Annotated in this window: 1 protein-coding gene; it reads left to right on the top strand. The window is 55.2% G+C overall.

From position 1 onward, the window contains the following. On the top strand, positions 1-201 hold a 201-nt coding region (locus JDF658_RS14130), incomplete at both ends, for an Rrf2 family transcriptional regulator (RefSeq protein WP_143312040.1).

The raw sequence follows: 201 nt of genomic DNA, 5'->3' as shown, positions 1-201 counted from the left end.
CAATCAGGCCACCGATTACGCTTTACGGGCTGTAGCCTGTCTGGTCCGGCACCAGGGGGAAAAAGTGGAGGCCCAGCAAATAGCCAGAGAGGAAGTGATCTCGATGCGCTTTTTGCTGAAAATCATGCCTTCCTTGATCAAAGCTGGAATTGTCCGATCTATCCGCGGGGCGGGTGGAGGCTACCAGCTGGCCAAAAAGCC

It is taken from the genome of Carboxydocella sp. JDF658 (genome assembly GCF_002049395.1).
Classification (GTDB): domain Bacteria; phylum Bacillota.
This window is presented reverse-complemented; position numbering and strand designations above follow the sequence as displayed.